The 24,634-nt window shown below is 69.6% G+C and carries 26 protein-coding genes; 17 read left to right on the forward strand and 9 right to left on the reverse strand.

Translation table 11 applies throughout. The features are described from left to right. The first annotated feature begins 37 nt into the window (after positions 1–37). Complete coding sequence (locus tag ABFX45_RS01450) at positions 38–1,051, forward strand: glycerophosphodiester phosphodiesterase (protein WP_346126986.1); 1,014 nt, start codon at positions 38–40, stop codon at positions 1,049–1,051. Here ABFX45_RS01450 and ABFX45_RS01455 read toward each other — a convergent pair whose 3' ends face one another. After that, entirely contained in the window at positions 1,052–2,236 is a 1,185-nt protein-coding gene (locus ABFX45_RS01455; RefSeq protein ID WP_109630385.1) for a cytochrome P450, read from the reverse strand. Between the two features lie 90 nt (positions 2,237–2,326). On the opposite strand from ABFX45_RS01455, the gene ABFX45_RS01460 reads away from it, so the two are divergent. The 9 genes from ABFX45_RS01460 (at position 2,327) to ABFX45_RS01500 (ending at position 9,052) form a co-directional block, all read left to right on the forward strand. Continuing rightward, positions 2,327–3,067 (forward strand): glycerophosphodiester phosphodiesterase, encoded by a 741-nt coding sequence (locus tag ABFX45_RS01460; RefSeq protein WP_233439131.1) that lies wholly within the window; start codon positions 2,327–2,329, stop codon positions 3,065–3,067. Positions 3,068–3,094: 27 nt separating this feature from the next. After that, complete coding sequence (locus ABFX45_RS01465; RefSeq protein ID WP_109630391.1) at positions 3,095–4,030, forward strand: DUF5926 family protein; 936 nt, start codon at positions 3,095–3,097, stop codon at positions 4,028–4,030. A gap of 38 nt (positions 4,031–4,068) precedes the next feature. Then, positions 4,069–4,404, forward strand: a complete 336-nt coding sequence (locus tag ABFX45_RS01470; protein WP_109630394.1) for a DUF952 domain-containing protein — start codon at positions 4,069–4,071, stop codon at positions 4,402–4,404. Between the two features lie 87 nt (positions 4,405–4,491). Then, entirely contained in the window at positions 4,492–5,016 is a 525-nt protein-coding gene (locus tag ABFX45_RS01475) for a SigE family RNA polymerase sigma factor (protein WP_267900049.1), read from the forward strand. A 3-nt stretch (positions 5,017–5,019) separates the two neighbouring features. Then, on the forward strand, positions 5,020–5,835 hold the full coding sequence (locus ABFX45_RS01480; protein ID WP_346126990.1) for a hypothetical protein: 816 nt from the start codon (positions 5,020–5,022) through the stop codon (positions 5,833–5,835). 253 nt (positions 5,836–6,088) lie between these two features. Then, positions 6,089–6,685, forward strand: coding sequence for a hypothetical protein (locus ABFX45_RS01485; protein ID WP_346126992.1), 597 nt, complete (start codon positions 6,089–6,091; stop codon positions 6,683–6,685). 95 nt (positions 6,686–6,780) lie between these two features. Beyond that, entirely contained in the window at positions 6,781–7,446 is a 666-nt protein-coding gene (locus ABFX45_RS01490) for a hypothetical protein (protein ID WP_346126994.1), read from the forward strand. 44 nt (positions 7,447–7,490) lie between these two features. Continuing rightward, complete coding sequence (locus ABFX45_RS01495; protein WP_109632994.1) at positions 7,491–7,898, forward strand: YciI family protein; 408 nt, start codon at positions 7,491–7,493, stop codon at positions 7,896–7,898. Between the two features lie 2 nt (positions 7,899–7,900). Beyond that, positions 7,901–9,052, forward strand: a complete 1,152-nt coding sequence (locus ABFX45_RS01500; protein WP_346126996.1) for an RNA polymerase sigma factor — start codon at positions 7,901–7,903, stop codon at positions 9,050–9,052. A 49-nt stretch (positions 9,053–9,101) separates the two neighbouring features. Here the strand turns inward: ABFX45_RS01500 and ABFX45_RS01505 are convergent, their stop codons facing one another. From ABFX45_RS01505 to ABFX45_RS01520, 4 genes are all read right to left on the reverse strand, one after another. Next, on the reverse strand, positions 9,102–9,659 hold the full coding sequence (locus ABFX45_RS01505; protein WP_109630413.1) for a ferritin: 558 nt from the start codon (positions 9,657–9,659) through the stop codon (positions 9,102–9,104). Between the two features lie 99 nt (positions 9,660–9,758). After that, on the reverse strand, positions 9,759–10,946 hold the full coding sequence (locus ABFX45_RS01510; RefSeq protein ID WP_109632996.1) for an arginine deiminase: 1,188 nt from the start codon (positions 10,944–10,946) through the stop codon (positions 9,759–9,761). 147 nt (positions 10,947–11,093) lie between these two features. Then, entirely contained in the window at positions 11,094–11,792 is a 699-nt protein-coding gene (locus ABFX45_RS01515) for a CPBP family intramembrane glutamic endopeptidase (protein WP_109632998.1), read from the reverse strand. An 85-nt stretch (positions 11,793–11,877) separates the two neighbouring features. Continuing rightward, complete coding sequence (locus tag ABFX45_RS01520; RefSeq protein WP_346126999.1) at positions 11,878–12,642, reverse strand: DUF2470 domain-containing protein; 765 nt, start codon at positions 12,640–12,642, stop codon at positions 11,878–11,880. A gap of 78 nt (positions 12,643–12,720) precedes the next feature. Here ABFX45_RS01520 and ABFX45_RS01525 point away from each other — a divergent pair, with 78 nt between their 5' ends. Both ABFX45_RS01525 and ABFX45_RS01530 read left to right on the forward strand, forming a co-directional pair. Beyond that, positions 12,721–13,185 carry a hypothetical protein gene (locus ABFX45_RS01525; RefSeq protein WP_346127000.1) on the forward strand — a complete coding sequence of 155 codons (465 nt, stop codon included), beginning with the start codon at positions 12,721–12,723 and terminating at the stop codon, positions 13,183–13,185. Further along, the gene (locus ABFX45_RS01530; protein WP_109630419.1) at positions 13,182–13,646 is read left to right on the forward strand and encodes a hypothetical protein; all 465 of its coding nucleotides are present in this window, start codon (positions 13,182–13,184) and stop codon (positions 13,644–13,646) included. The genes ABFX45_RS01525 and ABFX45_RS01530 overlap by 4 nt, the downstream gene beginning before the upstream one ends. Here the strand turns inward: ABFX45_RS01530 and ABFX45_RS01535 are convergent. From ABFX45_RS01535 to ABFX45_RS01550, 4 genes are read right to left on the reverse strand one after another with little or no spacing between them, the layout of a single operon-like run. After that, the gene (locus ABFX45_RS01535; RefSeq protein ID WP_346127003.1) at positions 13,643–14,785 is read right to left on the reverse strand and encodes a VWA domain-containing protein; all 1,143 of its coding nucleotides are present in this window, start codon (positions 14,783–14,785) and stop codon (positions 13,643–13,645) included. The genes ABFX45_RS01530 and ABFX45_RS01535 overlap by 4 nt on opposite strands. Beyond that, positions 14,782–15,414 carry an IclR family transcriptional regulator gene (locus tag ABFX45_RS01540; protein ID WP_346127005.1) on the reverse strand — a complete coding sequence of 211 codons (633 nt, stop codon included), beginning with the start codon at positions 15,412–15,414 and terminating at the stop codon, positions 14,782–14,784. The genes ABFX45_RS01535 and ABFX45_RS01540 overlap by 4 nt, the downstream gene beginning before the upstream one ends. Further along, a complete protein-coding gene (locus ABFX45_RS01545) occupies positions 15,414–16,577 on the reverse strand; it encodes a fumarylacetoacetate hydrolase family protein (protein ID WP_109630429.1) in 1,164 nt (387 codons plus the stop codon). Before ABFX45_RS01545 ends, ABFX45_RS01540 begins: the two co-directional genes overlap by 1 nt. Then, a complete protein-coding gene (locus ABFX45_RS01550; RefSeq protein WP_109630433.1) occupies positions 16,574–17,437 on the reverse strand; it encodes a hypothetical protein in 864 nt (287 codons plus the stop codon). The genes ABFX45_RS01545 and ABFX45_RS01550 overlap by 4 nt, the downstream gene beginning before the upstream one ends. A gap of 70 nt (positions 17,438–17,507) precedes the next feature. On the opposite strand from ABFX45_RS01550, the gene ABFX45_RS01555 reads away from it, so the two are divergent. Genes ABFX45_RS01555 through ABFX45_RS01575 form a run of 5 tightly spaced genes read left to right on the forward strand, consistent with a single transcriptional unit; the run spans position 17,508 to position 24,621 of the window. Further along, complete coding sequence (locus ABFX45_RS01555; RefSeq protein WP_109630436.1) at positions 17,508–18,680, forward strand: homogentisate 1,2-dioxygenase; 1,173 nt, start codon at positions 17,508–17,510, stop codon at positions 18,678–18,680. Between the two features lie 34 nt (positions 18,681–18,714). After that, positions 18,715–19,878 (forward strand): SWIM zinc finger family protein, encoded by a 1,164-nt coding sequence (locus ABFX45_RS01560; protein ID WP_112226368.1) that lies wholly within the window; start codon positions 18,715–18,717, stop codon positions 19,876–19,878. Positions 19,879–19,936: 58 nt separating this feature from the next. Further along, positions 19,937–21,361, forward strand: coding sequence for a DUF5691 domain-containing protein (locus tag ABFX45_RS01565; protein WP_109630442.1), 1,425 nt, complete (start codon positions 19,937–19,939; stop codon positions 21,359–21,361). Between the two features lie 43 nt (positions 21,362–21,404). Further along, entirely contained in the window at positions 21,405–22,490 is a 1,086-nt protein-coding gene (locus tag ABFX45_RS01570) for an ATP-binding protein (RefSeq protein ID WP_109630445.1), read from the forward strand. Next, positions 22,483–24,621 carry a DUF5682 family protein gene (locus ABFX45_RS01575; RefSeq protein WP_233442005.1) on the forward strand — a complete coding sequence of 713 codons (2,139 nt, stop codon included), beginning with the start codon at positions 22,483–22,485 and terminating at the stop codon, positions 24,619–24,621. Before ABFX45_RS01570 ends, ABFX45_RS01575 begins: the two co-directional genes overlap by 8 nt. The last annotated feature ends 13 nt before the right edge of the window (positions 24,622–24,634 follow it).

The following is a 24,634-nucleotide window of genomic DNA, read 5'->3' on the forward strand; positions in this document are numbered from 1 at the left end:
CCTTCCCGCCACGCCGCGCGAGTGCCAGGTTGGGTGGATGCGGACACTCGTCGGGGCTCTGGTGATCGCAATGGCCACACCGTCGGCAGCTGAGGCGAACCACCACAGGGACTTCGACCTGCAGGCCCACCGCGGCGGCATCGGTCTCACGGTGGAGAGCACGGTCAAGGCGTTCGGCAAGGCGCTCGAACTCGGCGTCACGACGCTGGAACTCGACCTCCAGATCACCAGGGACGGCCGTGAGGTCATCACCCACGACCGCAGGACGAACCCGGCGAAGTGCCTCGACACCAAGCCTGCGTTCGCAGGTGATCCCGAGTTCCCCTACGCGGGCAAGTACGTGAAGGACCTGACGTTCGCCCAGGTCCGCACCCTCGACTGCGGCAGCACGCGGTGGTCGCAGTACCCGGACCAGGAGCTCTCGCCCGGCGCCCGCATGCCCACGCTCGCCGAGCTGTTCGACCTGGCGCGCAAGCACCGCGCGTGGGGCATCCGCTTCAACATCGAGACCAAGGTCGAGGCCGCCGCACCGTACGAGACCGCACCGCGTGAGCAGTTCGTGCAGCGCGCAGTCCGTGAGATCCGGCGTTCGGGCTTCCTGCCCAACGTGACGATCCAGTCGTTCGACTGGGGCACGTTGATGCGGCTGCGCGAGGTCGAGCCGCGCGTCCCGTTGGTGGCGCTGACGCAGCCGGAGTTCCTGCGTCCCGGCTCGCCGTGGACGGGTGGACTGAACCTGGACGACTTCGGCGGCAGCGTCGCCCGCGCCGTGAAGTCCTTCGGCGCCAAGGCTTTGTCGCCGGTTCACGGCAATCCGCAGAACGGCAAGGTCGGCGACCCGAACTACGTTCCCTTCACCACGAAGGAACTCGTCGCTGACGCTCAGCGCCACGGGCTGAAGGTGATCCCGTGGACGGTGAACGACCCGGCGACGATGCACAAGCTGATCGACGACGGCGTGGACGGCATCATCACCGACTACCCGGACCGCTTGCGCACCGTCATGAAGGAACGGGGTCTCAAGCTCCCCAAGCGCTATCCCAAGCGATAGCTACTCCGCGCCGAGCGGGAGCGAGTGCAGGCCGCGGATCACGAACTCCGCGCGCCGGTTCGGTTCCTCGGCCAGCACGGCACCGGGCAGCTTGCGGTGCAACGAGGACAGCGCCGCCTCCACCTCGATGCGGGCCAGCGGCGCACCCAGGCAGTAGTGGATGCCCATGCCGAACCCGAGGTGCTGGTTCTTCTCGCGGCCGACGTCGAGCGTGTCCGGGTTCTCGAAGACCAGCGGGTCGCGCGCGGCCGCACCGAGCAGCGCGGCGATCTTCTCGCCCGGCTCGACGACGTGGCCGGCGATCTCGACGCGTTCGGTGGCGGTGCGTTCGAAGAGCTGCAACGGCGAGTCGAAGCGGATGAGCTCCTCGACAGCCGTGGGCATGAGATCGGGCGAGAGGCGTTCCCACTGCGAGCGGTGGCACATCAGGGCGTAGACGCCGTTGCCGATGACGTTGACCGTGGCCTCGTGGCCCGCCATCAGCAGGAGCACGGCGGTGGCGACGAGTTCGTCCTCGGTCAGCCTGGCGCCGTCGGTGTCGGTGACGGCGACCAGGTCGGAGACGAGGTCAGAGCCGGGGGTCTTGCGGCGCAGCGCGATCAGTTCGCGCAGGTAGGCGACGAACTCCGCAGCGGCGCGTTCCGCGGCCTCCTGCTGCTCGGCGGGCAGGCCGTACTCGTACATCTTCACGATGGCGTTCGACCACGGCTGCAGCAGGTAGCGGTCCTGGCCGGGGACGCCGAGCAGCTCGGCGATCACCTCGACCGGAAGTGGCGCGGCGACGTGGGCGAGCAGGTCGCCCTGGCCCTGGTCGTCGATCTTCGCGACCAGTTCGTCGACCAGCCGGTCGGCCAGGTCGGCGACCCACGGGCGCAGGCGCTCGACGTGACCGCGGCCGAACGCGGCGGCGACCAGTCGGCGCAGGCGGGTGTGCGTGGGCGGTTCGTTCTCCAGCAGCGAGTTGCGGTGCAGCAGGTTGAACGCCATGAACTGCTCCACCGGCTTCACGTCCGACCAGATCCGGCCGAGCGAGCGGTGCCGCAGCACGGCGGAACAGGCGGCGTGCGAGACGGCGACCGCGACGCCCATCTGCTCATGGTGATGCACCTCACCGGCTTCGCGCAGGGCGGCGAAGGCCGGGTACGGGTCGGCGATGAACGCGGGATCACGCTGGTCGAACGTCACAAGGCGGGACGGTAAGTCGCGATCCGCGTTTCGTCCACGTCCATTTGATTGATGCCTCAAATTGTTGCCTACGAACTATCGTTCGGGGTTGTGCAGCTGCCATCGATCGTCGCGCACCGTGGCGCGTCCACCGACCGTCCCGAGCACACCATCGGCGCCTACGAGCTGGCTTTGAAGGAGGGTGCGGACGGACTCGAGTGCGACATCCGCCTCTCCAAGGACGGTGAGATCGTGTGTGTGCACGACCGCACGCTCACCCGCACGTCCAACGCCCGTGGCACGGTCAGTGCGCTCACGCTGGAAGAGCTGAAGAAGCACGACTACGGCAGCTGGCACCGTCATGGCCAGCCGGCCGAGCTGCTCGTGCTGGACCAGCTGCTGGAGCTGGTCAAGGGCTCGAACGTGCAGCTCTTCATCGAGACGAAGCACCCGGTCCGTTACCGCAACGAGATCGAACGCAAGCTCGTCGAGGCACTCAAGAGGCACAAGCTCGACAGCCAGATCGTCATGATGTCGTTCTCGCCCACTGCCGTGAAGGCGTTCCGCGACCAGGCGCCGGACATCCGCACGGTGCTGCTGCTCGACCGCCTCGGCCGGTACCGCAGTGGCGCGCTGCCGTCGTTCGCCGACTACACCGGGCCCGGTGTGCACGTTCTGCGCAACGACCCCGGTTACGTCGATCGGGCGCGCCGGGCGGGGCACGAGACGTACGTGTGGACGGTGGACAGCGCGGAGGACGTCGCGCTGTGCCGTGACCTGGGGGTCCGCTACCTCGCGACGAACGCCCCGGCGAACACCCGCCGCCTGCTGACGGCTAACTTGGCGACCTGACCAAGCCTGAACACGAGGAGGGCCAAGGTGGCCAAGCGGACCGCGGTCAAGGACGCACCCAAGGACGGGATCAACCCGAAGCAGCCCTGTCCGTGCGGGTCCGGCAAGCGCTACAAGGCCTGTCACGGCGCGCCCGGCGGCGCGACCGACGTGATCGTTTCCCGGCCGTTCGAGGGCCTGGCCGCCGAGTGCGAGCTGATCGCGTTGCGCGAGTTCGTGCCGTCCGCGATCGCCAAGCTGCCGGTCAAGGACGGTCGCGAGGTCACGCTGGCCACGGTGCTGCCGATGGCGGCCGCCGGTCTGATCCGCGGCGACGACGTGCCGTTCATCGGCCTGCAGGTGCAGACGCGGTCCGGCGACATCAGCCGCGACCTGGCTCGCGCGCTGCAGTGGGCGCAGCAGGCCAGGACCGGTGACGTGCTGCCGGTCGTCGGCCCCGACAACGGCGAGAACCCCGGCCGCCTGCAGGACCTGCTCGACCCCGAGGCCGAGATCACGCCGGAGCTGCACAGCGACTTCGTGTGGTGGATGCCGGAGGGCACCGAGCCGACCGGTGAGGTGGCGCTGTCACTCGAGCGCGCGAACGCGGCGATCCTGCCGACCGAGCGCCTCGACGCTCCCGGCGTGAAGGCCGCGTACTGGGTGGACGCGGGCGACAAGGCGCACCTGCGCTGGGTCCGTCCCGAGCCGGAGGAGAAGCTGGTGCCCGCGATGGCGCGCCTGGCCGCCCGCGGTGAGCTGGACCTCGGCGAAGGCTCCCGCTATGCCGGTTCGTTCCGCGCGCACGGCCTGCTCGTGCCGGTCTGGGACCTCGACCGCGAGATGCACGCGCGCGAGTGGGCGGAGCCGGCCGAGACGCTGGGCAAGCGTTTGCTGGAGGCGCTGGCGTCCGACGAGCCGCTGACCGACGCCGAGCGCCGGGCCCGTGACGGCCTGCGGGGCCGTCAGATCACGCTCCGATGACTCTGTCCACAGGGTTGTCCACAAGGGGCTGTGGATAAGTGCTGCTGCACATCATCTCGACGGCCGACTGGGCTGCGGCCCAGTCGGCCGGTTCGATCTCGCCGGTGGGCGAGGAGTTCGTGCACTGCTCCGACCGGGGCGTCGTGCACGTGACGGCCGGCAAGTTCTTCCACGGGCAGAGCGGGCTGCTGTTGCTCGTGATCGATCCGAAGCTGCTCGGCGTGCCGGTCAGGTGGGAGGCGGTGGCGGACTCGCCGCTGTGGTTCCCGCACGTGTACGGGCCGATTCCGGTGCAGGCCGTCGCCGAGGTGCACGCCTTCCCCTGTGAGCAGGACGGTTCGTTCGTTCTGCCGGAAGCCGTTGCCGTTCTGTGATTAAGTAGGGCAACCGTTTCGCGCACCCGAGCGTGACCTTCCCGGAGCCAGTTGTCGCTTCGGGGAGGGGGCGTTTCCGTGACGGCGGTGCTGCAGCTGGAGTCGGCCGCCGAACGCGGCGGGGGAAGAGCAGAAGCCGTGGGGGATTTCGCGGAGTTCGTGCGCATGTCCATGCCCGGACTTCTGCGTTATGGACACGCCCTGACCGGAAACCCGCACGACGCGGCCGACCTCGTGCAGTCCGTGCTGGAGAAGGTCGGTTCACGCTGGATGTCGGTGCAGCGAAAGGGTGACGACCCGCTCGCGTACGTCCGCAGGGCCATGGCCAACACGCACATCAGCATCTGGCGCCGTCGTCGCCGCGAGAGCCTCGTCGCGGACCTCCCTGACAGCGGTGCCGTGGCTCCCGAGCTGAGCAGGCTCGAAAACGAACCGCTCTGGCAAGCACTGCGCGAACTGCCGCCGCGGCAGCGCGCGGTGATCGTGCTGCGCTACTACGAGAACCTCTCCGAAGCCGAGATCGCGAACGCGCTCGGCATCTCGTGCGGCACCGTGAAGAGCCAGAGCAGCAAGGCGATGGCGAGTCTGCGGACACGCCTGGGAAAGGACTGACCGGTGGGCGACGACCTCGACGACGAGCTGCGCAGGCTCTTCAGCGACGATCGGCTGGACGTCCACGTGACTCCGGACGCGACCGACGCGGTGCTTCGCGGTGCCGATCGCCGGCGACGACGACGCTCCGCCGTGACCACCGCTTTCGCCGTGGTCACCCTGATCGGTGCCGGGATCGGACTGACCCAGCTGCCTTCGTCGACGGACCGCACGGCAGGTGACCTGCTGCCGACCTCCCTGCCGACCTCCTCCTCGACCCCGCCCTCGCCGTCGGTCAGCACCATCACCCAGACCACGATCGTGACGGTCAACCCTCCTGCACCGAACTCCAACGGCAACACCCCAGGCACTCCCGGCGGCACCACGGGATCAAGCTCCACCAAACCGCGCACGACCACTCCGCCGGCCCCGCCGCCCGCCGAGCCTGGCGCGGTCGGCAAGCTCGCGCTCGGGATGAGCGAGGCGGACGCGCTGAAGACCGGCTCGCTGGTCGAGCCGAGCAGCCCCGCCGACGCGGAAGGCAGGTGCGTCGCCTACGCCACGACGACCGTGCCGGACAGCAACGCCACGATCATCTCGCCGGCCAGGGGAATCGTCCGGCTGACTCTGCCGAGCTACGCCAAGACGCAGCGGGGCGTCGGCGCGGGCTCGAAGGTGGCCGACGTGAAGACCTCCTATCCGACGGCCACGCAGAACGGTTCGGAACTGCGGGTGGAAATGGCGGCAACGCCGAAATGGACGTACGTGTTCGAAACCGATGGCGTCACGGTTACCACCGTTCGAATGCGTTTGAACGCCAACGACTGCTCGGCGGCCTGACCATTTGATCTTGCTGAGGTCCCGCCGTTCTTGGGGGTGCGGCGGGACTTCAGCAGCCCCTTTTCGCCTCGCCGATGTCGTGACATTCTCGTGACGACCTTGCTGGCAACCGTCCAGCTCAGGCGACGTCCTATGCCTTTTATGCGCCCATTTGGCGGGCGTTTGTCGTGACTTTTCTGTGACAGCAGGCTTCGCAACCACCAGTCAGGAATGGCGTCTTATGGATGTCTTCTGAACAAGCCTGGGGGTTTGAATGAACAGCTTGATCAAGCTCGTCTTCCTTGCCGCTGTCGCAGTCGCCGGAATCGCCGCGTGCACTTCCGCGCCCGCGCCGGAAAACAACGCCGCGCCGCAAATGACGCCTTCCTCCGCCCCGGCCGAAACGCCGGCGCCGCCCTCCGTGGTGACCGAGGTTGTGACGTCCACGGTCACCCACCCGCCCAAGCCGCAGGCTGTGAAGTCCGACGGACGCCTCGGCTACGGCGCGTTGAAGCTCGGCATGACGCTCGACGAGGCCAGGGCCGCCGGTCTGACCACCCTGACCTGGGAGAGCGACGGCGACGGCATCTGCGTGGGCGACGACAGGATCGCGGTCTCGAGGAAGCACGGCGTCGTCCGCATCTCACTGCCCGCCGACGCGAGGACGTCCAGGGGCATCGGTACCGGCTCGACCTTCGCCGAGGTGAGGCGTGCTTACCCGAACGCCACCGAGTACCGCAGCGGCTGGTCCGTCGACCTGGACGGCACCCACCTCTACTCCTTCACCGGCGAGCCCGGCAACGACGCGAACGAGGTCGTCACCGCCAAGCTCGGCGTCAAGGCCACCGACTGCTCGATGTACCTGCTCTGACACCGCCGTGCAGGGACTTGCAGGCCGTCTGCAGGTTCCTTGGAGGCGGCTCCAGCAGAGTTCTCAGCAACCAACCCACATCTGGAGAACAAGAAATGAACCGCTCGCTCATCCTCATCCTCGTCACCGTCGCCGCGGCTCTCGGCCTGGCTGCCTGCACGTCCACGCCGACGCCGACGCAGACGCCGACGCCCGACAACAACGCCACTTCAACGCCGCCCGTGCCGGAGCCCGCCGTGTCGGTGGTGACCGAGGTCGTGACCCAGACCGTCACGAACGCGCCGGCGCCACCGGCCAGACCGGTGATCGACTCGTTCGGCTACGGCAAGCTCAAGCTCGGCATGACGCGGCAGCAGGCCCTGGACGCCAAGCTGATCGGCCCTCAACTCCACGGTAGCGACACGGGTGCCCACACCTGCACGCTTCACGACGTCATCGGAACCAGCGAGAAGACGTGGGTGTCCACGAAACTGGGCGTCTCGACCATCACCTTCTCCCCCGCGATGTCGTCCGATGGCGTCGGCATCGGGGTGACCGAGGCGAAACTCAAGGCCGAATACACCAACCTCAAGCCGATCGGTCCGAACTACTCTACAGCGCCGTCGCCGACAACAACCCGGCAGCAAGGTTCGTCTTCGGCCTGGACAAGGGCAAGGTCGTTGCAGCGTTCATCTCGCTCGCGGACCAGGACTGCCACAACTAGCGGAAAAATCTTGAAGAGGGGTGTCGAGAAGCTCCGCACGGCTCCGTCCCCGCTGTGAAACCGACCAAGATGGGTCGCAACGCACAGAGGGAGACACCGGAGATGGCCAAGTACCTGCTGCTCAAGCACTACCGCGGCGCCCCGGCGGCGGTCAACGACGTGCCGATGGACCAGTGGACGCAGGACGAGATCACCGCGCACGTGCAGTACATGCGCGACTTCGCGGCCAAGCTGGAGGGGACCGGCGAGTTCGTCGACGGCCAGGCGCTTTCCACGGAGGGCACGTGGGTCCGGTACGACGGTGAGGGCAAGCCGCCGGTCACCGACGGGCCGTTCGCCGAGACGAAGGATTTGATCGCCGGGTGGATGGTGGTCGACGTCGACAGCTACGAGCGTGCGATCGAGCTGGCGGGAGAGCTGTCGGCGGCGCCGGGTAAGGACGGCAAGCCGATCCACGAGTGGCTCGAGGTCCGTCCGTTCTACGGCAACCCGCCGACGATCACGGAGTGAGCATGGACGATGCGCTGATCAGGAGCCTCACGCCGGCAGTGCTCGGGATTCTCGTCCGCCGCGGAGCCGACTTCGCGGCGGCCGAGGACGCCGTGCAGGACGCGCTGATCGAGGCTGTTCGCGTGTGGCCGGACGATCCGCCGCGGGATCCGAAGGGGTGGCTGGTCACGGCGGCCTGGCGCAAGTTCCTCGACGCGACCCGGGCCGAGACGGCGCGAAAGCGTCGTGAGGACCTCGTCGAGGCGGAACCGGCGCCGGGGGCGGCGTCGGACACTGACGACACGCTGCAGCTCTACTTCCTGTGCGCGCATCCGTCCCTCACACCTTCATCGGCGGTCGCGCTCACCCTGCGGGCCGTCGGTGGCCTGACCACCCGTCAGATCGCCCAGGCCTACCTCGTGCCAGAGGCGACCATGGCTCAGCGCATCAGCCGCGCCAAGAAGACGGTCGGCGACGTGCGGTTCGACCAGCCGGGCGACGTCGCCACCGTCTTGCGCGTGCTCTACCTCGTCTTCAACGAGGGCTACTCCGGCGACGTCGACCTCGCCGCCGAGGCCATCAGGCTCACCCTGCAGCTCGCCGCTGCCATCGACCATCCCGAGGTCGCCGGCCTGCTCGCCCTCATGCTCCTGCACCACGCCAGGCGTGCCAGCAGAACTGCCGCCGACGGCAGTCTGGTCGCGCTCGCGGACCAGGACCGGCGCAGGTGGGACACCAGGATGATCGCGGAGGGCGTGGAGATCTTGCAGGCAGCGCTCGCGAAGGACCGGCTCGGCGAGTTCCAGGCCCAGGCGGCCATCGCGGCACTGCACGCCGACGCACCCGAAGCCGGGGAAACGGACTGGGTGCAGATCGTCGAGTGGTACGACGAGCTCGCCAAGCTCACCGACAGCCCGATCGTGCGGCTCAACCGCGCCGTGGCCGTGGGTGAGGCGGACGGGCCGCGCGCCGGGCTGAAAGCGCTCGGAGAGCTCGACGACTCACTGCCGCGCTACACGGCTGTGGCCGCCTACCTCCACGAGCGGGACGGTGACGAGCAAACGGCGGCGCGGCTTTACGTTGAGGCGGCTGAAAAAGCGTCGAACCTCGCCGAGCGAGAATACCTCACGCGGCAGGCGGCCCGGCTCAACCGAAAAAGCCCGCCTCACCGGTGAAGGTGAGGCGGGCTCGAAGAAAACAGGCACTCAAGCGTGTGAAGAAAACTCAGACCGTGCCACCGGCGGCGGTCGGGGCGCCGGAGTCGCCGCCGTCGCCCACGGTTTCGCGGGTGAGGAACGTCTCCACGTAGAACATGTTGCCGTCCGCGCGGTCCATGATCGTGAGCAGCGTCTTCATCGAGGAAACCTCCTCGACCTGCTCCTTGAGGAACCACTGCATGAACTGCTCGCCGATGTAGTCGCCCTCCTCGCGGGCGGCCCTGGCGAGGGCGACGATCTGGTCGGTGACCTGCTGCTCCTGGCGCAGGGCCAGGTCGACGAGGTCGCGCGGTGCCTTGAACTCGTTGATCGGCTCGGCGGTGCCGGGAATGGCGACCGGGATGTCGTTGTCCATGAGGAACTGCACGATCATCATCGCGTGGTTGCGCTCTTCGAGAGCCTGCTTGTAGAAGTGCGACGCGAGGCGCGGGAGGTCCTCGTTGTCGAACCACACGGCGAGCGCGATGTACTGCTGCGAGGCGGAAAACTCGTTGCCGACCTGAGTCTGCAGGAGCTCGTGGAACTTGGACTTCTTCAGGGCAATCTTCTTCACGTTCGAGGCCATGCGGAGTACGTTAGCTCAAAAGAGAGACCCCCGCATTCCAGGAAAAGCTAACCTTTGTTTGGAAAGGTGAACCAAACAAAGGTTAGGCATTCCTAACGGTCACACCAATGGCGCGCGGTCAATCGGGCACGACATGCACCGCGGGCCGCCGCGGCCGGAGCCCAGTTCCGAACCGGCGATGCGCAGCACCTCGATGCCCGCGGCCTCCAGGCGCTCGTTCGTCTCGACGTTGCGCTCGTACGCCACGACGAGACCAGGACCGACTGCCAGCGTGTTGTTGCCGTCGTCCCACTGCTCGCGCTCCGCGGTGACGGGGTCGAGGCCGGTGTCGATCACCCGCAGCCGCTCGATGCCCATCGCTTCGGCTGCCGCCTCCAGGAACGGCACCGGGCCGTCGACGCGCACGCCGCCGTTGCCGTCGAGGCGCATCGGGTACGCGGACAGGTTGTGCCTGATCGCCGGGTACATCACCACGGCGTCCCGGTCGACCATCGTGCAGACGGTGTCGAGGTGCATCGTGGCGCGTTCCTGCGCGATCGGCACCGCCAGCACCGTGTGCGCGAGACCGTCCGCGAGCGCCGAGCGGGCGAACGACTCGGCGCCCGCCGGGGTCGTGCGCTCACCGACGCCGATGGCGATCACGCCCGGCGCGAGCAGCAGCACGTCGCCACCCTCCAGCGGGGCCGAGTGGGCGCCGTACGCGCGGCCCGTGCGGCGGAACCGCGGGTGGTAGGCGTAGATCAGGTCGGTCAGCGTCGTCTCGCGGTCGCGGGCGGGCAGCGCGAGCGACGTGATGGCCACGCGGTCGCCGACCCAGACCGACGAGTCGCGGGTGAAGAGCAGGTTCGGCAGCGGGTCGACGGCGAAGTCGATCGGCAGGTGCATCCTGCGCACCAGCGACGCACCTTCGGCGGCGGGCAGCTCCTCGAACGTCATGCCGGTCATCAGCACCTGCGCGAGCTGTGGCGCGTCCAGCGAGGTGAGGTGGCTGCGCAGCGCATCGGCCAGGTCGATGCCGAGGCGGCGCTCGTTGACGGCGCTGTGGATGCCCGCGATGCGCGCGCGGTTGTCCTCCAGCGCCTGGACCAGCACGTCGGCCAGCAGCAGGACCTCGACACCCTTCGAGGTCAGCGTCGCGGCGAACGCGTCGTGCTCCTCCTGGGCCCTGCCGACCCACGGGACGCCGTCGAACAGCAGCTGGTCGTTGTTGCGCGGGGTGAGCCTCTTGAGCTCGTTGCCCGGCCGGTGCAGCAGCACCGTGCGCAGCGGGCCGACCTCGCTGTCCACACGGGGCGCGGCGTCCGGGAGTGCTTCGGTCTCGGCGATCGTGTGCGCAGTCACCGAACGAGCGTAACCCTGAACAGCACAAATCGCCGCTGCTGGGCCTGAACTCGCAACGAATGGTGTGAAATATCAGATTCTACGGTCGAATCATTACGGCAACCAGCTCACTTTGCCGCGCAACATTGTGTAACCGACGAAAGCGACCACGTCGAGGATCGTGTGAGCGATCACCAGTGGCCACAGACGCCTGGTGCGCTGCCAGTAGAAGCCGAACACCAGGCCCATGACCAGGTTGCCGACGAACCCGCCGAAGCCCTGGTAGAGGTGGTACGAGCCGCGCAGCACGGCGGCCGCGAACAGGGCCGTCCACTGCCGCAACCCGAGCTGCTGCAGCCGCGTGATCAGGTATCCGACGACGAGCACCTCCTCGGCCCACGCGTTGCCGGCGGCGGCGAGGATCAGCGCCAGGCTCATCCACCACGCGTTGTCCAAAGTGGACGGTTGGACGGCGAGGTTCAGCCCGAGTGCCCACGCGGCGAAGTAGAACGCGAGGCCGGGGATGCCGATGATCGCGGCGAGTCCCAGCGCGCCCAGTGAGTCCGCGAGCTTGCGGGTGCCGTCGAGGCCGATCACGCGCAGCTTGATCCCGGTGCGCCACAACAGGTACAGGCCGATCCCGCCCCACGCGGCGAGCTGCAGCACGCCGAGCAGCTGGGCCACGAGGTCCAGCAGATCCGCGCGCGCCTGCGGGACGTTGATCGCGACCGACTGCTGGTTCAGCGGGGTCGGCTGCAGGAGGCTGTCGATCAGCCGCACGAGACTGCGCAGGCCGGACAACCCGAGCGTCATGCTGAAGACGATCAGCAGCTCGAGCTGGTAACCGCGCTTCTCGTCAGTCGGAATCGCAGCGGGAATCAAGGTCACCCGCGCGAGGCTACCTCTGGGAGAGGAACGGGCAGCCCATCAGTCGTCGCAGCTCGGCGGCGAGTTCCGTCGGCGTGCTGACCGGCTTGGAGAACGCGATCCGCACGTCGTGGTCGTCGCATTCGGCCTCGACGCGCAGCCGCAGCCCGAACCGGTCGAGCCCGAGCGGGCGCACGTGACCGTTCTGCAGCTCCTCCGGCAGGTGCCGGGCGAGCTGGCCGACGACGTCGCGGTGCGCGGCCTCCAGATGCCGCAGCCAGTGGTCCTCGTTGCGGCAGAACGGGTCCGGCATCGCGCTTGCGAACTGCTCCGGCCGGATCGACGACGTGCCCTCGGCGTCCGCGATCACCATCGACGCGGGTGTGAGCCTCAGCACGGAGACGCCGTGGCCCGCGTCCAGCAGCCGGTGGTCGGGCCGGACGTCGGCGACCGCGAGGATCTCGTCGCGCGCCTCCCGGCCGTCCAGCGCGGCGACCCAGCCGGTGAGCCACAGCAGGCCGCGGACGGGCTCGCGCAACGGCACCGGCGCCTGGTCGGCGATCTCCAGCATGGCCGTCACCTCGGCCCGCGGGGTCTGCCACAGCTGCCCGACCAGCGGATGTTCGTCGGGGAGCAGCAAGACCGCGGTTCCGCACGGGTGCACGTGGTGGAACAACGGGCTGGTGCGGGAACCAGCCTGAGGAAGCAGTGCGGTATGACCACCGCGAGCCGCGATCGTGCGAGCGCGCTCGGCGGCGTGCGGCGCCGGCGGGCGCTTGGTCTGGGTGTCGGTCACCGCTGCACCTCCTCGAAGGTTAGGCAAGCCTAACTTAGCTCCGCTCGGGAAGGGAAGTGTCACCTGTACGGTGGACAGGTGGTCGTGCCCAACAAGCCGTCCACCGAGGTGACGGCGCTCGACGATCGGTGGACCCGGCACTGTGTCGACCGGGCGAGCCGTCGTGCCCTGATGTGGACAGTTCTGGCCGGCGCGGCCTTCGCCCTCCAGTTCGTCCTGGTACTCGTGTGGTCGTGGTCCTCACCGGTGGCGCTGGTTCTGCTGTTCTTCGCCGCTGCAGTGCTGTGGGTGGTGACGCTTCGCCGTCCGGTGCGTTTACCGGAAGGTGAACCGTGGCATTTCGCCCATGTGCAATGGGAAGGAGGGCGTCTGGTCGTGCTGTCTTCGCCGCCGCTTTTGCTGACCTTGCGCGTAGGTCCTCTCCTCCGCGGTCGAATCGCGCGCCATCGGCGCGTGTGGTTCGTACCGCCGGACTCGGCCGGCAACACGGTGGTCACGTTCCGCGGGGTGCCGCAGCTCATCCCGGCGCGTGTCCAGAAATGATCCCGCAGATCGGCCTCGAGAACTGGAGCGGCACCTGCCTCGCGCGGGCGGATCGTCGCGCGGTGGGGCACATCCTCTTCGCTGTCGCGGTGTTCGGCGTCGTGCTGATGATCGACTGGCTGTGGCTCACCGTGCTGTCCGTGCCGGTGGTGCTGGAACTGGCGGCGCCGGGACTGCGGCACTTCATCACGCGGCGCGGCACCCTTCAGCTGATCGAGCGGTTTCCGTGGCGGCCGGTTTCGGTGGCCTTCGTGCCCGGCCGGCGGATCGGGCGCCAGGCGTACCTGAGGGTCGACGGCTCCGAGAACAACCTGCGGCTGCCCGAGCTGCCGGAGCGGGCGCGCGTGCTGATCCGGCACACCGGACGGGTCTGGATCGCGGGACCGGACGAACGCGGCCGGGTCGTGGCGATGACGCGAGGGCTGGCGTTCCTCACCCGTGGACGGGTCGTGGAGCGCTAACGGCCCGTTGCGATGCCTTCGGACTCCGCCCACTGCGTGAGGTCGTCCTTGCGCAGCGCGGCCGCCAGCAGTTCGGGGAACTTGTCCGGCGTGCACGCGAAAGCCGGGGCTCCCAACGCGGACAGCTTCGCCGCCAGCTCGTGGTCGTAGGCCGGTGTGCCGGAGTCGGTGAGCGCCAGCAGGTTCACGACGGTGACGCCGCTCGCGACCAGTTCGCGGACCCGTCGTTGGAGCTCGGCCTCCGAGCCGCCCTCGTACAGGTCGCTGATGATCACGATGACCGTGTCGGTGGGCCTGCGGACCTGCGTTTGCGCGTAGGCGACCGCGCGGTTGATGTCCGTGCCGCCGCCGAGCTGGGCGCTGAAGAGCAGGTCGACCGGGTCGCTGAGCTGGTCGGTCAGGTCCGCGACCTCGGTGTCGAACACGACGAGCCGGGTCGAGACCGAGCGGATGCTCGCCAGTGCCGAACCGAGCACCGCCGCGTGCACCAACGACTCCGCCATCGAGCCGGACTGGTCGACGAGCAGGATCACGTCCCGCATCGCCGCGGTCCTGCTGCGCCTGCGGTGGCCGATGAGGTCCTCGACGATGACGGTCTTGTGCTGCGGCTGGTAGTTCTTGAGGTTGGCCTTGATCGTGGTGGCCCAGTCGACGTCCTGCAGCTGCGGCCGGCGGGTGCGCCTGGAACGGTCGACAGCGCCGCGGACGGCCTCGACGAGCCGGTCCTTCAGCCGCTTCTCGATGTCCTCCACAACCTTGCGCACCACGGCTTTCGCGGTGTCGCGGGTGCGGGCGGGGATGGCGCGGGAGAGCTGAAGCAGGGTGCTGACGAGGTTCACGTCCGGCTCGACGGACTGCAGCAGTTCGGGTTCGAGCAGGAGCTGCCTGAGGCCGAGCTTCTCGACCGCGTCCCGTTGCATCACCTGGACGACGGACGTGGGGAAGTACTTGCGGACGTCGCCGAGCCACCGGTGCAGCTGCGGGGAGCTGGCGCCCAAACCGGCACCGCGGTCGCTGCCGCCGCCGTAGAGACCCGTGAGCGCGCCGTCACGCCGTTGGTCGTCATCGCCCAGCTGCGCCACGTCTTCCGCGCTTGGACCGAGCAGGAGCCGCCAACGCCTGAGCCGCTCTTCTGTCATTTGAGCGCTGCCGCCACTTCTTCGGCCGCACGCACGACATGCGGGCCGACGATGTCCGCGTCGAGCTTCTCCAGTGCCACCACGCCAACGGACGCCCGAAGGCCCGGCACGCCGCGGACGGGAGCCGCGACGCCGCACGCGTTGGGCTGCAGCTCACCGGTGGAGACGACCCACGTCTCCACGGGCTGCGAGATGGCCTTGCCGGCCGCCCCGCGGTGCACCGGATGGCGGGAACCCACCCGGTACGCGACGTGGAAAGCGGTCCACGACGGTTCGACGACGGCGACGGCCTGGGCCTCGGTGCCGTCCGCGACCGTCAGGTGAGCGGTGGCGCCGACCTTCTCCGCGAGCTCGCGCAGCGCCGGGTTCGCCGCCATCCGCAGCTGGGGGAGGACGTTGGAGGCGAGTCTCAGCACGCCGAGGCCGAGCCGGACCTTCGAGCCCTCCCTGCGCACGAGACCGCGCGCCTGGAGCGGCACGAGGAGCCGGTAGACGGCTGCCCTGGACGCGCCGATGGCCGTGGCGAGCTCCGAGATCGACGGTGCCTCGGACTCCGCCTCAGCGACCGCCTGGAGCAGCGCCAGACCCCGTTCCAGGGTCAGCGAGCTCTCCTTCGTCGCTCCGACCATCACGCACTCCGAACTGTGCCCACCACCTCGGCGAGACCGACCACGGAACCGCCTTCACCAGGAGCCGTCGCGGTCAACCTGACCGTGTCGCCGTCCTCCAGAAAAGACCTCGTGGAGCCGTCGTCGAGCTTGAACGGTTCCTTGCCACCCCAGCTGAGCTCGAGGAACGAGCCGCGCTCGTCCTTCTCCGGTCCGGAGACCGTGCCGGACGCGAACAGATCGCCTGGGCGCACCGTAGCGCCGTTCACGGTCATGTGCGCCAGCTGTTGCACAAATGACCACGACATCTCCCGGAACGGAGGCCTCGCGACGATCGTGTCGTTCAGCTCGACGGTGATGGTGATGTCCAGGCCCCACGGCTGATCGCAGGTGAGGTAGTCGTGCAGTTTGTTAGGCAGCGGCGGCGTCGGGACGCGTGCAACTGAGAACGCTTCGAGCGGCGTGATCCAGGCGCCGATCGACGTGGCGAACGACTTCGCGAGGAACGGGCCGAGCGGCTGGTACTCCCACGCCTGGATGTCGCGGGCGGACCAGTCGTTGACCAGCGCGACGCCGAAGACGTGCTCGGCGGCCCTGCTCGTGGACACGTTCGCGGCCGTCGGGCCACCGCAGACGAACCCGACCTCTGCCTCGATGTCGAGCCGCTCGGACGGGCCGAACTTCGGGCCCTCGCTACCGCGGCGCTGGCCGTTCGGGCGGACGATGTCCGTGCCCGAGACGTACACCGTGCCCGCGCGGCCGTGGTAGCCGATCGGGAGGTGCGTCCAGTTCGGGGTGAGCGGGTCGCCGTCGGGGCGGAACATCCGGCCGACGTTCTCCGCGTGGTGCCTGCTCGAGTAGAAGTCCACGTAGTCGCCGACGGTGAACGGCAGCTTCGCGGTGTCGATCCCGACGAGCTCCGCACCCTTCGGCGCGGAGGTCGCCGTGACGATCTCCTTGAGCTTGGCTCGCAGCGCACTCCAGACCGGCCTGCCCGCCTTCAGCAGCGGGTCCAGCGAGTCGCCCTGGACGAGCTCGCTGCACTTGCCCAGCGCGAGGCTCTTGAGGAGCAGCGCCTGGTCGCCGACACGGACGGCCACACCCCCGTCGACGACGCCGTAGGGGAGGGTCTGCGGTCCGAACGGCTGGTCTTCCGTGAAGTTCGGGTCGCTGATCCAGCTCACAGCAGTCCAAGCTCCTCGAGGTCGGCGATCGGTTCGGCGAGGGAGCACGAGCCGTAGCTCGCGAAGACGCCGCGGACGGCGTGCGCGGCCTGGTCGCTCAGGGCCTTGGCCTCGGCGGTGAGCGCCTCGGCGTCGGTGCTCGCGAGCGCCTCCCGCACGTCGCGGCCCGACAGGCTGCGCGCCGTGGCGACGAGGAGGTTCAGGAAGCCGTGGTGGGTGAAGTTCTGCTCGTCGGTGTAGCGGACGGCCTTGTGCAGGCCCGCCGTCGCCTTGAACGCGACGCCGCCACCGCTGACGACGGACAGGAAGTCCGCGACCTCGTCGACGCTGGGGAAGTTCTCCTGGCTCAGCCCGCCGCAGCGGAGCTTGGGCCAGCTGCCGTGCTCGATGACCCTGCGGACGCCGTCGAGCCACTCAGGGCCGCCGCGACGTGGTTCCACGACGCGGATGACGTCCTCCGGCACGAACTCGGACACGCGCTCGAGCCACACCTCGTCCACATCGGACGGTGCGGGCATCTCGACCATGCGCAACGCCAGGAGCTCGCTTCTGCTCTCGACGATGGACACCGCCTTCGGCACACCGCCGAGGCCGGTGTCGATCACCAGGCTGAGCGCGATCGGCTTCGGTGGCTTGACCTTGATCAGCTCGGTGATGAGCTCGGCGAGACGGGACGCCGGGCACAGGAACAGTCCCATGACGCCGGACCACTCGCCGACCCGTCCGTCCAGGTGGCCACGCACCGCGTCGGGCATCGACGCGTTCCCCGGAGGGAAGAGCGCGGCATCGTCCACAAGCCTCGCGAGCAGGGGCGGAGTACCGCGCGGACCGGGCGCACGGAGTTCGACAGCGCTTGACACGGCTGACACGCTAGCCGTGTACCGCCAACTGAACAAAGATGTCCGATAGTCGAACGCCCTCGGAGAGGTCATGGCCTACTACCGCCAAGTCGGGGAGATCCCCCGAAAGCGCCACACCCAGTTCCGCAAACCGGACGGTGGGCTCTACGCGGAAGAGCTGATGGGAGTCGAGGGGTTCTCGGCCGATTCGGCCCTGCTCTACCACCGGTACCTGCCCACGGCGATCGTGAACGCGGAGACGCTGAAGGACGAGCGCGGGACGGTCACGCCGAACCTGCCGCTGAAGCCCAGGCACTTCAAGACGACCGATCTGACCTGGGCTTCTGACGAGGTCGATGCGGTGACCGGTCGCCGCAAGCTGTTCGGCAACCCGGACGTGACCATCGGTTTTGTGGTCGCTTCCGTGCCTTCGCCGTTGTACCGCAACGCTTTCGGTGACGAGCTGCTGTACGTGCAGTCCGGTTCCGGCGTCATCGAGACGATCTACGGCGCGTTGACCGTCGGCGACGGCGACTACGTCGTGATCCCGACCTCGTGCACGTATCGCGTGGTGCCGTCGTCGCCGATGTCGCTCCTCGTGCTGGAGGCGACGGGGCACATCGGGCCGCCCAAGCGGTACCTGTCGAAGGCCGGTCAGTTCCTGGAGCACTCGCCGTACTGCGAGCGGGACATCCGCGGGCCCGAGGAGCCGTTGCTCGTCGAGGGCACCGACGTCGACGTCATCGTGCGGCACCGCGCGGGGCTGACCAAGTTCACCTACGCCAACCACCCGTTCGACGTCGTCGGCTGGGACGGGCACCTGTACCCGTGGGTGTTCAACATCCGCGACTTCGAACCGATCACCGGCCGCGTGCACCAGCCGCCGCCCGTGCACCAGACGTTCGAGGGGCCGAACTTCGTGGTGTGCTCGTTCTGCCCGCGCAAGGTCGACTACCACCCGCTGGCCGTGCCGGTGCCGTACAACCACGCGAACGTCGACTCGGACGAGCTGATGTTCTACGTGGGCGGCAACTACGAGGCGCGCAAGGGCTCCGGCATCGGCATCGGCTCGATGTCGTTGCACCCGTCGGGATGCACGCACGGACCGCAGCCCGGTGCCGTCGAGGCGTCCCTGGGAGTGGACTACTTCGACGAGACCGCGGTCATGGTCGACACGTTCCGCCCGCTGGAGCTCGGCGAGGCGGCAGAGGCCTGTGAGGACCCGGCTTATGCGTGGACGTGGGCCCGTCGCGGTCCGGCCTGATTTTCTGTCGGTGGCCCTCGCTACTTTTGGTTCCGTGAGGACACGAGCCGTTCCAACGCGCTGGCAGGGCCTGGGCAAGGCCCTGCCGGTGCTGTGGGGCCTCTACACGGGTTCCGGCACCACGCCGTACCGCGTGTGCGTCGATCTGGCCGCAGGCTCCGCGAAGTGCACGTGTCCCTCCCGCAGGTTCCCCTGCAAACACGCCGTGGGCCTGCAAGAGCTCGACATCCCGGACGCCCTGCCGCCGGACTGGGTGGAGGAGTGGACCACCCGCCGCGCCACCCGCGAGCTCGACTCGTCCCCGGAAGCCGTCGCCCGTCGGGCCCGTGCCCGCGAGAAGACGGCCGACCGCAGAGCCGCCGCGATGTCGTCGGGCATCGAGGGCCTGCGCGACTGGCTCCTGGACGTGGCCTCGGCCGGCGTGGCCTCGTTGCCGGGCCGCCCGGCTTCGTGGTGGCAGGCCTTCACGGCCCGCATGATCGACGCCCAGGTGCCCGGCGTGGCCGCAGCGGTGACGGAGATCCAGGAGATCGTCGCGCGCTCCGGCCCGCGCTGGACCGCCGACGTGGCCGACCGCCTGGGCGGCCTCCACCTGCTGTGCCACGTCCAGCCGCGCTCCAGGCTGGGCGTCACCGTCCCGGAGGAGACCGTCAAGGCCTCTCCCGGCATCAGCGACCGCTGGGTCGCCCTGCTCCGCCTGGAAACCGACGACGGCCGGGTCCGCACCGTCCGCCAGTGGTGCTGGGGCCGCCAGACCGGCCGCTGGGTGGTCGCCATCCGCCACTCGGCGGTGGGCGCCCCGGTCCCGCTCCTGCCCCACGGCCAGGAGTCCTCCGCCCTGGTCCACCCCTATCCGGGCTCGGACCGCGTGGCGCTGGGCGAACTGGCCGGCTCCCGCGCCCCGGACCCCGTGCCGGTCCCGCCGACGTGGCGCGCCTCCCTCGCCACCCTGGAACCGATCCTGATGGCCGACCCGTGGCAACGCCTGGCGCCTCTCGGCTGCGCCGCAGTTCGCCTCTGCGGCACCTTCCTGGCCGACGAGTCCGGGCACGGCATCCCGGTGCGCGACGACAGCGGCCTGGACATGGCCCTGGCGCTGACGGGTGGCGCACCCTTCGACGCATGGGGCCTCTGGGACGGCCACGCTCTCCGTCTGGGCGCCGTGGCGGTCGACGGCACCCCGGAGGTGGTCTCGTGATCATCGGACCGCCACGGCCCGCTCAGCCCGTGTTCGCTCCCTCCCGGGAGGTGGCGGCGTGAAGGCCGAGTGGTCCAAGACCGTCCAGGACCTCCTCATCGGCACCACCCGCGGCGGTGGTTCCCCGACCGACCTGCTCTCCGACTGCGCCGCCCTGGGCGTCGCCGCGTTCGGCGCCACCCTCCCGCAGGAGGTCTCCGCCGAGCCGCTGCCGAAAGCCCCGCCGGAAACCGCGAACCTCCCGCGCCCGGCCGTGCGAGCGGTCCTGGAAGCGATCATGAGCGTTGACGACGAGGTCCTGCTCACCGAGTGGTGTGCCCTCGCCAAGGCCAACAACGTGGTCGCCGACCACCGCATGCTCCCGGCCCTCCTGGCCCTCGGCACCGCCCGGCCGGGTCTCCGCTCCGCCGTCGTCGAGGTCCTCGGCACGCGCGGCCGCTGGCTCGCCAACACCCGTGAAGGCTGGTCCTGGGCCTCCGGCGCCGCGCCGCTGATCGACGAGGTCCCGCTCGACGAGGTCCTCGACCTCCCCAGCGCCCAACGGGTCAGGGCGCTTCGCCGCAAACGCAGGTCCGACCCGGCAGCGGTGCGCGCCTTCATCACCGCGGAGTTCGAGACCGCTCGCCGCTCAGCCGACCGCCAGGTCTTGATCAGCGCCCTCGAGACCGCGCTCGGCCCCGCCGACGAGGAACTCCTCGAATCGGCTCTGGACGACAAGGCCTCCGCCGTCCACGACGAGGCCCTCCGCCTCCTCCGCAAACTCCCCGGCTCAGCCGTGGCGACGAGGGCGGCCGACCGCCTCGGCCGGGGTCTGTGGCGCACCGACGACGGGTTCGACGTCCAGACCGAGGAGCTCTGGACCACCCAGCCCGACCTCGACGAGCAACGCGATCTCATGCGCGACGGCACCGAGAAGGGCGTGGCCGGGCGCATCCGGGCCGCGGCGGCCAGCGTTCCGCCGAGTTACTGGACCTCCCGCCTGCAGACCGACGACAGGGGCGCCGCCAAGGTCCTCCGCCGCGGTCCCTGGGCCGGCGCCCTCCTGCGCGGCATCGCCGATCAGCTCGCCGCCGCCACCGACCCCCGCCCGTGGGCCGTGGCCGCCGCGGAAACGCTCACCGGCATGGAACAGCTCGAGATGCTCGCGGCCCTGCCCGCGAGCGTGGCCGAGCAGGCGGTCGTCGCCGTCTCCGTGAACTGGCACTACGACCTCCTCGACCACGCCTGCGCCCAGCTCCCGGCCCCGTGGTCACCGGAAACGACTCGCGCGCTCCTGCACCGCTACGCGGCCCTGCCCGACCCGCGCTGGCGATCGGGACGCCCGCCGGCCGTGCTGCTGGCCCGCGGTGACGCCGACCTGCTCGGCGCCAACTGGGAGGGCCTGACTCGCCGCTGGCCCGAGAACTCCCTGGAGCTGGAAGTGCTCCGCCTCCGCATCCGGTTGCGCGAGTCGTTCGCCCCACCGGCCGGCGACCCTCAGTGACCCGGCAGACTTTCCCACCTCGGCAACGCATCCAGGAGGCCCAGTGACCGCCGTGCTCAGGCCGACGGCCGAACAGCAGTACGCCGCCGAGCTGGCAGCCGTGGCGGCTCAGGACGACCGGCAGCGGCCGCCCAACTGGAACCTGTCCCCCCAGGCCGTGGTCACCTACGTCCTCGGCGGCACCCTCCCCGACGGCACCGTGATCACGCCGAAGTACGTCGGGGCGCGCAGGCTCGTCGAAGTCGCCGTGGGCACGCTCGTCACCGACCGCGCTCTTCTCCTCGTGGGCGTCCCCGGCACGGCGAAGTCGTGGCTGTCCGAGCACCTCGCGGCGGCGATCAGCGGCGACTCCACGCTCGTCGTCCAGGGCACGGCCGGCACGAGCGAGGACCAGGTCCGCTACGGCTGGAACTACGCCCGCCTCATCGCGGAAGGCCCGAGCGAGCGGGCACTCGTGCCGAGCCCGGTTCTCAAGGCCATGCAACAGGGTTCGGTCGTCCGGGTCGAAGAGCTCACCCGCATGCCGTCCGAGGTCCAGGACTCGTTCATCACCATCCTGAGCGAGAAGTCGCTGCCGGTCCCGGAGCTCAACACCCAGGTGCAGGCCGTGTCCGGCTTCACGGTCATCGCCACGGCCAACGACCGCGACCGCGGCGTCAACCAGATGTCGTCGGCGCTCGCGCGGCGCTTCAACACCGTCGTGCTGCCGCCGCCCGCGACCGAGGACGCCGAGGTCGAGATCGTCGTGACCCGCGCGCAGCAGCTCGGCAAGGCGCTCCAGCTCCCGGCCGAGCCGCCGGCGCTGGACGAGGTGCGCAGGGTCGTGCGGATCTTCCGCGAGCTGCGCAACGGTTCCACCGTGGACGGTCGCACGCAGCTGAAGAAGCCCAGCGGCAGCCTGTCCACGGCCGAGGCGATCTCGGTGATCGCCAACGGCATGGCGCTCGCCGGCCACTTCGGCGACGGCACGCTCGGCGCGGACGAGCTCGCGTCGGGGCTCATCGGGTCGATCATCAAGGACCGCGTGTCGGACGCGACCGTCTGGCAGGAGTACCTGGAGACCGTGCTGAAGGAGCGCGCCGAGTGGCGCGACCTCTACCGGGCCTGTCTGGACGTGAGCGGTGACTGATCCGGATCCAGGGCCGGTCCTCCTCGGCATCCGGCACCACGGGCCCGGCTCGGCCCGGATGGTCAAGAGAGCTCTCGAGCAGGTCCGGCCGAGCCTCATCCTGATCGAAGGGCCACCAGAGGCCGACGCACTCCTCGAACACGTCCACGCCCTCACCCCGCCCGTCGCGATCCTGCTGCACGACGAGGCGGAGCCGGAGAACGCCGCCTTCTGGCCGTTCGCGGAGTTCTCCCCCGAGTGGCAGGCCCTGCGCTACGCCGACGAAAACGGCGCCACCGCACGCTTCTTCGACCTGCCGGCAGCGGCCTCGATCGGTGACGACGGCCCGAGCGGCAACGTCGATCCCATCGGCCTGCTCGCCGAGGCGGCCGGCTTCGACGACCCGGAACGCTGGTGGGAGGACGTCGTCGAGCACAGCGCGAGCGACCCGATCGACCTCGCCGGCGCCATCGCCGAGGCCATGGTGGCCGTCCGCGCCGAGTTCGAGGACGAGGTGGGCGAACGAACGCTGCGGCGAGAAGCGTTCATGCGCCAGACGATCCGCAAGGCGCGCAAGGAAACCGACGGCCCGATCGCGGTGGTCTGCGGCGCCTGGCACGTCCCGGCACTGCTCACCAAGCCGACCGTCGCCGCCGACACAGCACTCCTCAAAGGACTGCGCCGCCGCAAGATCTCCGGTACCTGGGTGCCGTGGAGCCACGGTCAGCTGGCGGCGGAGTCGGGGTACGGCGCCGGTGTCGACTCCCCGGGCTGGTACGCGCACCTGTGGCAGCACCAGGACGACGTGGTCCCGCGCTGGTTCGCGAAAGCCGCCGCCGTCCTTCGGGAAGAAGACCTCCCGGCCTCGACGGCGAGCGCGGTGGAAGCCGTCCGCCTGGCCGAAACGCTTGCGGCGCTGAGGGAACGCCCGTCCGCGGGCCTCAGCGAGGTGAACGAGGCGGCGCTCGCGGTCCTCTGCGGTGGCGACGAGGTCCCGCTTCAGCTCGTCCACCGCAAGCTCGTCGTCGGCGAACGCCTCGGCGAGGTGGGCGAGGCGGTTCCGCGTTCCCCGCTCGCGGCGGATCTCCAGCGCCTGCAACGAAAACTCCGCCTCCCCGCGGACGTCCAGCCCAAGCAGCTGAAGCTGGACCTCCGCAAGGACACCGACCGCGAACGCTCAAAGCTCCTGCAACGGCTGGAAGTTCTGGGCGTCCCCTGGGGCAAACCGGACCGCTCCAACTCGCTCGGCACGTTCGCCGAGATGTGGCAGCTCCGCTGGGACCCGATCTTCGCGGTGTCCGTGGCGGTGGCGGCCCGCCACGGCACCACCGTCCACACTGCAGCCGAGACCGTCCTGACCCAGGCGGCACAGGAGGCCAAGCGAGTGGCCGACGCCGCGGCCACCCTGAGCAAGTCGGTCGGCTGCGAACTGCCCAGCGCGGTGATCGAGTCCCGCAACGCCCTCGACCGGTGCGCGGCCATGGCCACCGACGCCCTGGAACTCCTCGCGGCACTCCCTGACCTCGCGAGGACGGTCCGCTACGGATCGGTCCGCGGCACCGACCCCGAACTCCTGCGCGTCGCGCTGCACGGCCTCCTCACCCGAGGCGCCGTGGGCCTACCGCTCGCCTGCCGCAACGTCGACGACGAGACCGCGGAGCACGCACTCTCCACCATCGACGGCGCCCACGAGGCCACCCGTCTGGCGGCCGACGACGACCACCAGAAGACCTGGTGGCGAGCCCTCCACGCCCTCGTCAAGGCGGAGGCCCACGGCCTCCCGACGGGCAGAGCCACCCGCCTGCTCTGGGAAGCGGGCGAGCTGACCAGCGACGACGTGGCCGCCCGCCTGCACAGATCAGTCGCCTCGGCATTCGTGGCGGGCTTCCTCCGAGGCTCAGCCACCCTCCTGGCCGCAGACCCCCGCCTCTTCGGCCTCATCGACGAGTGGCTGACGGGCCTGCGGGGCGAGGCATTCGACGACGCCCTGCCCCTGCTCCGCCGCGCCATCACCGACTTCACGCCCGCCGAGCGGCGCCTGCTCGGCGAACGCGTCGTCGCGGGCGAGACCCCTCAACCCGCCGCCGACGACGAGTGGGACACCGAGATCGCGCAACGCCTCGCCGCCCACGTCCGGAGCCTGCTGGCCTGAGTTTGGCGATCAC

Source organism: Lentzea roselyniae, from assembly GCF_039537795.1.
In the GTDB taxonomy this organism is placed as follows: Bacteria; Actinomycetota; Actinomycetes; order Mycobacteriales; family Pseudonocardiaceae; genus Lentzea; species Lentzea atacamensis.

Coding starts and splice junctions, on each gene's coding strand:
- ABFX45_RS01450 (WP_346126986.1), top strand. CDS start 38: ATGCGGACACTCGTCGGGGCTCTGGTGATCGCAATGGCCACACCGTCG.
- ABFX45_RS01485 (WP_346126992.1), top strand. CDS start 6,089: ATGAACAGCTTGATCAAGCTCGTCTTCCTTGCCGCTGTCGCAGTCGCC.
- ABFX45_RS01490 (WP_346126994.1), top strand. CDS start 6,781: ATGAACCGCTCGCTCATCCTCATCCTCGTCACCGTCGCCGCGGCTCTC.
- ABFX45_RS01495 (WP_109632994.1), top strand. CDS start 7,491: ATGGCCAAGTACCTGCTGCTCAAGCACTACCGCGGCGCCCCGGCGGCG.
- ABFX45_RS01500 (WP_346126996.1), top strand. CDS start 7,901: ATGGACGATGCGCTGATCAGGAGCCTCACGCCGGCAGTGCTCGGGATT.
- ABFX45_RS01505 (WP_109630413.1), bottom strand. CDS start 9,659: ATGGCCTCGAACGTGAAGAAGATTGCCCTGAAGAAGTCCAAGTTCCAC.
- ABFX45_RS01515 (WP_109632998.1), bottom strand. CDS start 11,792: ATGACGCTCGGGTTGTCCGGCCTGCGCAGTCTCGTGCGGCTGATCGAC.
- ABFX45_RS01530 (WP_109630419.1), top strand. CDS start 13,182: ATGATCCCGCAGATCGGCCTCGAGAACTGGAGCGGCACCTGCCTCGCG.
- ABFX45_RS01535 (WP_346127003.1), bottom strand. CDS start 14,785: ATGACAGAAGAGCGGCTCAGGCGTTGGCGGCTCCTGCTCGGTCCAAGC.
- ABFX45_RS01540 (WP_346127005.1), bottom strand. CDS start 15,414: ATGGTCGGAGCGACGAAGGAGAGCTCGCTGACCCTGGAACGGGGTCTG.
- ABFX45_RS01555 (WP_109630436.1), top strand. CDS start 17,508: ATGGCCTACTACCGCCAAGTCGGGGAGATCCCCCGAAAGCGCCACACC.